The 6,175-nt window shown below is 61.2% G+C and carries 7 protein-coding genes; all 7 read right to left on the minus strand.

Annotated features, from left to right (window positions below; genetic code table 11):
* Positions 1-15: 15 nt before the first annotated feature.
* A complete protein-coding gene (locus ABIV12_RS11160) occupies positions 16-513 on the minus strand; it encodes a PilX N-terminal domain-containing pilus assembly protein (protein ID WP_348059241.1) in 498 nt (165 codons plus the stop codon).
* A gap of 12 nt (positions 514-525) precedes the next feature.
* Positions 526-1,782, minus strand: a complete 1,257-nt coding sequence (locus ABIV12_RS11165; protein ID WP_348059243.1) for a PilW family protein — start codon at positions 1,780-1,782, stop codon at positions 526-528.
* Positions 1,779-2,264 (minus strand): type IV pilus modification protein PilV, encoded by a 486-nt coding sequence (gene pilV, locus ABIV12_RS11170; protein ID WP_348059245.1) that lies wholly within the window; start codon positions 2,262-2,264, stop codon positions 1,779-1,781. The genes ABIV12_RS11165 and pilV overlap by 4 nt, the downstream gene beginning before the upstream one ends.
* Positions 2,261-2,815 carry a GspH/FimT family pseudopilin gene (locus tag ABIV12_RS11175; RefSeq protein WP_348059247.1) on the minus strand — a complete coding sequence of 185 codons (555 nt, stop codon included), beginning with the start codon at positions 2,813-2,815 and terminating at the stop codon, positions 2,261-2,263. The genes pilV and ABIV12_RS11175 overlap by 4 nt, the downstream gene beginning before the upstream one ends.
* A gap of 159 nt (positions 2,816-2,974) precedes the next feature.
* Positions 2,975-3,922 carry a 4-hydroxy-3-methylbut-2-enyl diphosphate reductase gene (gene ispH / locus ABIV12_RS11180; RefSeq protein WP_348059249.1) on the minus strand — a complete coding sequence of 316 codons (948 nt, stop codon included), beginning with the start codon at positions 3,920-3,922 and terminating at the stop codon, positions 2,975-2,977.
* A 7-nt stretch (positions 3,923-3,929) separates the two neighbouring features.
* A complete protein-coding gene (gene lspA / locus ABIV12_RS11185) occupies positions 3,930-4,427 on the minus strand; it encodes a signal peptidase II (protein WP_348059251.1) in 498 nt (165 codons plus the stop codon).
* Positions 4,427-6,175 (minus strand): class I tRNA ligase family protein (locus ABIV12_RS11190; RefSeq protein ID WP_348059253.1); only part of this gene is annotated, 1,749 nt, incomplete at its 5' end. The genes ABIV12_RS11190 and lspA, both read right to left, overlap by 1 nt.

A 6,175-nucleotide genomic window follows, 5' to 3' on the forward strand; every position in this document is an offset into this window, starting at 1 on the left:
GACAGGCGTCGCTTCTCAATAGATGAAAACGCCTTGAACCGCCGCCTTCGCGTCGCCGGCATTGGCGGAGTTGCCGCCATAACGTCCGGGGTCGTCCTGGGAAAGCGCCGATACGACAAAATATTTGAGGATGTGAGCACCAATGACTGCCGGCGGAGAACCCACAGACGTGTGTGCAGCGACCTGCGTCAGCGGAGCGGTCGGCTCGGTTGAGAGCCAGATGTCCCACGCCGGTTTCAACGCTGCGTTCACCGTCGCATCCGGCGAGAAATACAACGCGCCACTTGAGTTCGCGGCAGCGTTGAGCTGATCGCGCGTGGTTTTCAGAAGGCCTTCCGTAGCTTCGAAGGCATCGTGCTGGATCTTGAAATTGCCAGCCATCCGCTCCTGCAACAGTGTGACCTGCATCGATGTGATGCCGATCAGTGTAAGCAGCAACAACATGATCAATCCCACAAACAGCACGACACCGCGCTGGCCACGTCGATCGGGAAACACGTGCATTGCGCGCATCGTGCGAGCCTCTTAGTAGTTGCCGAGTCGATTGCGCAACGCAATCGTGGTGGTATAGACGTCCCTGAAGCGCCGATCATCCGGACGCTTCGACGACGCATCAAAGTACTTGAACACATTGTCGCGGGCTGTCGTGCCCGTATGCGCCACCACCGATGCGCTGTCCTGGCTGCGCATCAATAGCGCAATGCGCACGCTCAACACCTTGCGCCATGCCGCATCACGTGCGTTTTTGCTGGAGACGTCATTAAGAGGTGGATCGTTCGCGCGCACGTATTTGTCCACCGCGCCATCGCCATTGGTGTCTACGCCGTACCAAAGGCGCATGATTTCCACGTTGTCCGCCAGTTCATTCACAACGCCGTCACTGACAACCTTGAGGACCGGCACGGGTCCATTGACGGGATCCGGTCGCAGCCCGACGTAGATCGCCAAGTACTCCGCCTTGTGCACTTCCGCATTGAGGATCGTGCCGCTCTGGTTGAATTGCAGGTTGGCGAACGTTCCCGTCCAGGTCGACGTTGCAGTTGGCACCAGCTTCAGAAGGTTGTCGGCGGGCAAAGCAAGAACTGGATTGGTGCCAACAGGCCGCGCCGACGCCCTGAAGATCCGCGCGTTGGAGCAGTTGGTGATCGCATAGGTTTTGAGCGGCTCGACGAACGTTGGATCGGTGACCGAAAAGCTTCCTGCGGCCATGTCGAAATTGCCGTTCAACGGTGTGCTTTCGTCACTGATGATTCTCAACATCAGGATGTCGGAGCCCTTGGCCGGGCTGTCAATCAAGCTCCCGGTGTCGAGGGAGTCGAGAACAGGCGTCCAATCTGCGGCTGCGCCGACAGCCAGCGGAATGGAGTCGACGGTTGCACCGGTGTAGGTAAACCCCTCGATAGGCCTTTGAAATCGCTCAACTGCAGTCAGAGCGTCCTGAATCGGTGGAGCGACTCCCAAACCGGAGGTGATCCGTCGAAGATGGTTCAAAAAAGCGGGCGGGGTACCGGACTTGTTCGTAAGGTCGATGTCGTTGCCGCAGCCCATGTAGCCGGCCATGCGGACATTCTGCTCGAGATACTGCGTGACGAAGCGCGCATTTTCCTGCACCCGCGACATGCCTTCCTGCAATCGATACGCATCCTTGGAGCCGATGAACACCTGGCTCAACCCGAGAAGCAGAAGTGCTGCGATCGCGAGTGCCACGAGCAGCTCGATCAACGAGATGCCACGTTGCGAATCACGAAACCTGAAATCCATGGTTGCGATGGAGGTCGTCATAGCGTCGTCGTCAGGAAGAATTCCTTACTTCTATCCGCCGCGTTCAATGCCCAACGCGAATCGGTCCATTTGATTGCAACGACCACGGTCCCGCCCGGAAACGAGATATCCCCTTGGCCGTCGGGAAGCTGCCGGCACATTTCCTGCCGCCACACTGCGATGTCGTGAGCGGCCGCGGGAGGCGACGCTGGCGGAGCCGTGTTGCAATCGGCCGGCAGCGTATAACGGGCCAGATACTGACCCTGCAGAACAGCTTCAGGGTTCGCCCGCATGCGGTCAATGATCATGTACGCAAGCGACGTCGCCTGCGTGCGGAAATTGGCGCTCTGATTGCTCTTCACTGAAAAGCTCTGGAGCGCCGCCAATCCGAGCATGCCGAAGCTGAAAATCAGGATCGCAATCAGCACTTCCAGAAGTGAAAAGCCGCGCGACGTTGACGCCGTTCGAATGACGAACACGTGGGCGTGCGTTGACGGGGTCATAAGCAGGTTCCGTTGACGGTTGCGGCGGTGCGTCCCATCCGGGTAATGGACAGCGATCGCTGCTGGTTCGCTTGGCAACTCGAGGGTGTGATTGTGAAAGTGCCTCCAGCGAGATTGGCATTTCCGATTCTCGCGACGCCCGTGCGATTGAACATCACATAGCCGAACGAGGTCGATTTCACGGTGTCGTTGATGTTGGCTTTGCCCCAAACCCGGACCACCTGATCGCCCAATCCAGCCTCCAGCACACCAGGTGCCCCATAGTCGGTGAATGCGATCCATCCACTGCTCCAGTCCGTTACAGCAACGCCTGCGCAACTTGTTCCGTTCGAACTGGCGCAGACACTGACCGGATGTCCGCGGGAGATCGCTTCGTTGCGGGCGATGTTGAATGCACTGATCAGATCGTTGGTATCAGCCGTGACGCGATTGGTCTTGATTGCCTGCTGATAACTCGGCAACGCAATCGCAGCCAGGATCGCGACAATGGCGATCGTCACCATCATTTCGATCAGCGTGAATCCGCCCGACTGCCGCCAATGGCGATTCACGCTTGAGTGATTTTGAACCACCATGATTCCCCTGCATCGTCCAGTTGGCGACAGGCTGGACCGTAGTCCGGCCTTTGTCGACACGCAAGCCGATGCTCGGTGCCCGGTACCATTCGGCGGATGAGTGGCGGGAAGAGACGGCCAGGCGTCGCTGGCGGGTCAGGCGACTACGCGCAAGCGGAGCTCTTTGGGTAACGCGAACGTGACGTTCTCCGGCTCGCCATCGAGCTCGCGTACACTCGCGGCCCCGGCTTCCTGCAGCCGCGCAATGACGTCGCGCACCAGGCTTTCCGGCGCTGACGCGCCGGCCGTGACGCCAATCCGTGTCCTCCCCACCAGCCATTCGGGGCGGATGTCGGCCGCGCCGTCGATCAGGTACGCAGGCACGCCCTGCTTGCCGGCCAATTCGCGCAGGCGATTGGAGTTGGAACTGTTGGGCGAACCCACCACGAGAACGAGGTCGCACTGCTGACCGAGTGTCCGCACCGCATCCTGCCGATTCTGCGTCGCATAGCAGATGTCGTCGTGACGCGGACCCTGAATGGCGGGAAAGCGCTTTTGCAGAGCCTCGATGACCTTCCGCGTATCGTCGATGGATAACGTCGTCTGGGTCGCAAATGCAATCTGCAGCGGATCGCGCGGCGTGATGTGAGCCACGCACTCCGGCGTTTCCACCAGATGGATCGCACCCGCGTTGGCCGGATCCCACTGCCCCATCGTGCCCTCGACCTCCGGATGGCCGGCATGACCGATCAGAACGACATCGCGTCCGGCCTTGCCGTGACGCGCGACTTCCATGTGCACCTTGGTGACGAGAGGGCACGTGGCGTCGAATACGCGCAGGCCGCGATCGCCGGCCTCAACCCGAACGCTCTGCGACACTCCGTGCGCGCTGAAAATGACCGTGGAGCCGTCGGGCACTTCGGCCAGTTCGTCGACGAACACCGCACCCTGCCCACGGAGCTTGTCGACGACGAAACGGTTGTGCACGACTTCGTGGCGCACGTAAATCGGCGCACCGAACGTTTCCAGTGCACGCTCGACGATCTCGATCGCGCGATCGACGCCGGCACAGAATCCACGGGGATTGGCGAGCAGCACTTCCATTCGACGATTATCCGCCAGCGTCCGGCGATTTCCTACTCGCAAAGCCGCCAACGACCAACAGCACCGCACCGATCGAGATCGCCGAGTCGGCAATGTTGAACGAGGGAAACACCCAGTCCTGATGATAGACCTGGATGAAATCGGTGACATGCCCGAGTCGCAGGCGGTCGATCAGGTTGCCGATGGCTCCTCCGATGATCAGGGAGAACGGCAGGGCGTTGCGCCAGTCGCGCCGTTCCGTGCGACTGAGCCAGAACGCGAGCATCGCGCTGACGCCAATCGCCAGCGCACCGAACAGCCAGCGCTGCCACCCATCGGCGCCTGCGAGAAAACTGAACGCGGCGCCGGTATTGAACGCGAGCGTCCAGTTGAGGAGCCCGGCGATCACTTCCTTCGGAACGTACGGTTGCAGTGCGATCAGCACGATGTGCTTGGTCAGCTGATCGAGCGCGATGATCACCAACGACAACGATAACCACGGCAATGCATTGGGAGACGCTCTCATCAGAACCACCGCCGCGTTTCACCGTGGCCATCGACATTCTCGACGCAGCGCCCGCAGATGTCGGGGTGCTCGGCGTGCGCTCCGACATCGGTTCTGTAGTGCCAGCAGCGGATGCATTTGCGCGCATCGCTCGGTTTCGCGGCCACCCAGACTTCCGCGCCGTCCATCTCGATGCCCTGCACGTCGGTTCGTTCGGTGGGATCGGGGCGAACCGCAAGATCGGCAAGCTCGAGCTTCGATGTGATGAAAAAGAAACGCAACTCGTCGGCGACGTCGGCATAACGCGCCCGCGTCGCTTCGTCCGCATGCACGACCACATCGGCCTGCAGCGAAGCGCCAATCGTGCCGGCTCCTCGCATGCCTTCGAGCAAACGGGACGCCCCGCTACGGATGGCCAGAAGATCCGACCAGAACTTTCGCTGGTCAGGCGACCCTTGCGTGGCCGCGAGCCCGTCGTACCACGTTTCGAACAGCACGCTCTCGCCACGCTCGCCGGGAATCAGCGGCCAGATCTCCTCCGCGGTGAACGACACGATCGGTGCGATCCAGCGCACCAGCGCTTCGACGATGCGGTACATCGCGCCTTGCGCGCTGCGCCGGGCGGAACTGTCCGCCTGCATCGTGTAGAGGCGGTCCTTGGTGATGTCCAGATACAGCGAACCGAGTTCGTTGGTGCAGAAATTCTGCACGCGCGCAACGATCTCCGGAAAATCATGGCGCGCATACGCTGCGATCACCGCCTGCTGCACGTCGTACGCCTGCTGCACCGCCCACTGGTCGAGCAGCAGACACCGGTCGACCGGCACCAGGTGTTTCGACGGATCGAATCCGTCCAGATTCCCGAGCAGGAAGCGCGCGGTATTGCGGATGCGACGGTAGGAATCGGCAACGCGCTTCAGGATTTCGTCCGACACGCTCATCTCGTTGCGATAGTCGGTCGACGCGACCCACAGACGCAGCACATCCGCCCCGAGCGCATCGACGACCTTTTGCGGCGCGACGACGTTGCCGAGCGACTTGGACATCTTGCGGCCCTGCGCATCGACCGCGAATCCGTGCGTCAGCACGACGTCGTAGGGTGCACGTCCATGCAGCGCGGTCGACGTCAGCAAGGAGGACTGGAACCAGCCGCGATGCTGGTCCGAGCCTTCCAGATACATCACCTTGTCACCCGGCTTGCGCGCGAGTTCGGCGCGCTGGTCCAGCACGCACCAATGCGTGACTCCGGAATCGAACCAGACATCGAGAATGTCGACGACCTTGTCGTACTGGTCGGCATCCGCGCCAAGCAACTCGCGCGCATCGAGGGTGTACCACGCGTCGACGCCCTCCTTCTCGACGCGTTGAGCCACTTGTTCCATCAGTTCGACGCTGCGCGGATGCGGATGCTGTGTCGCCTTGTCGACAAACAGCGCAATCGGTACGCCCCAGGTACGCTGGCGCGAGATGCACCAGTCGGGCCGGCCCGCAACCATGCCGGCGATGCGCTCCTCGCCCCAGGCCGGAAACCAGTCCACATCGTGGTGCACGGATTTCAACGCTGCTTCACGCAAGCCCGCCTGCTCCATGCCGATGAACCACTGCGGCGTCATGCGAAACGCAACCGGCGTCTTGTGCCGCCAGCAATGCGGGTAGCTGTGGATGATTTTCGAGGCGGCCAGCAGCACGCCGCGCTCACGCAGCAAGTCGGTGATCGTGTCGTTGGCTTTCCAGATGAACTGGCCTTCGAAGATCGGCGTCCCCGGAAG

Origin of the sequence: Dokdonella sp., assembly GCF_039926425.1 — a bacterium.
GTDB lineage: Bacteria > Pseudomonadota > Gammaproteobacteria > Xanthomonadales > Rhodanobacteraceae > Dokdonella_A.

Excerpts from the sequence above, each read along its gene's own strand:
- ispH (WP_348059249.1), bottom strand. The coding sequence starts at position 3,922 with ATGGAAGTGCTGCTCGCCAATCCCCGTGGATTCTGTGCCGGCGTCGAT.
- ABIV12_RS11165 (WP_348059243.1), bottom strand. The coding sequence starts at position 1,782 with ATGACGACCTCCATCGCAACCATGGATTTCAGGTTTCGTGATTCGCAA.
- lspA (WP_348059251.1), bottom strand. The coding sequence starts at position 4,427 with ATGAGAGCGTCTCCCAATGCATTGCCGTGGTTATCGTTGTCGTTGGTG.
- pilV (WP_348059245.1), bottom strand. The coding sequence starts at position 2,264 with ATGACCCCGTCAACGCACGCCCACGTGTTCGTCATTCGAACGGCGTCA.
- ABIV12_RS11160 (WP_348059241.1), bottom strand. The coding sequence starts at position 513 with ATGCGCGCAATGCACGTGTTTCCCGATCGACGTGGCCAGCGCGGTGTC.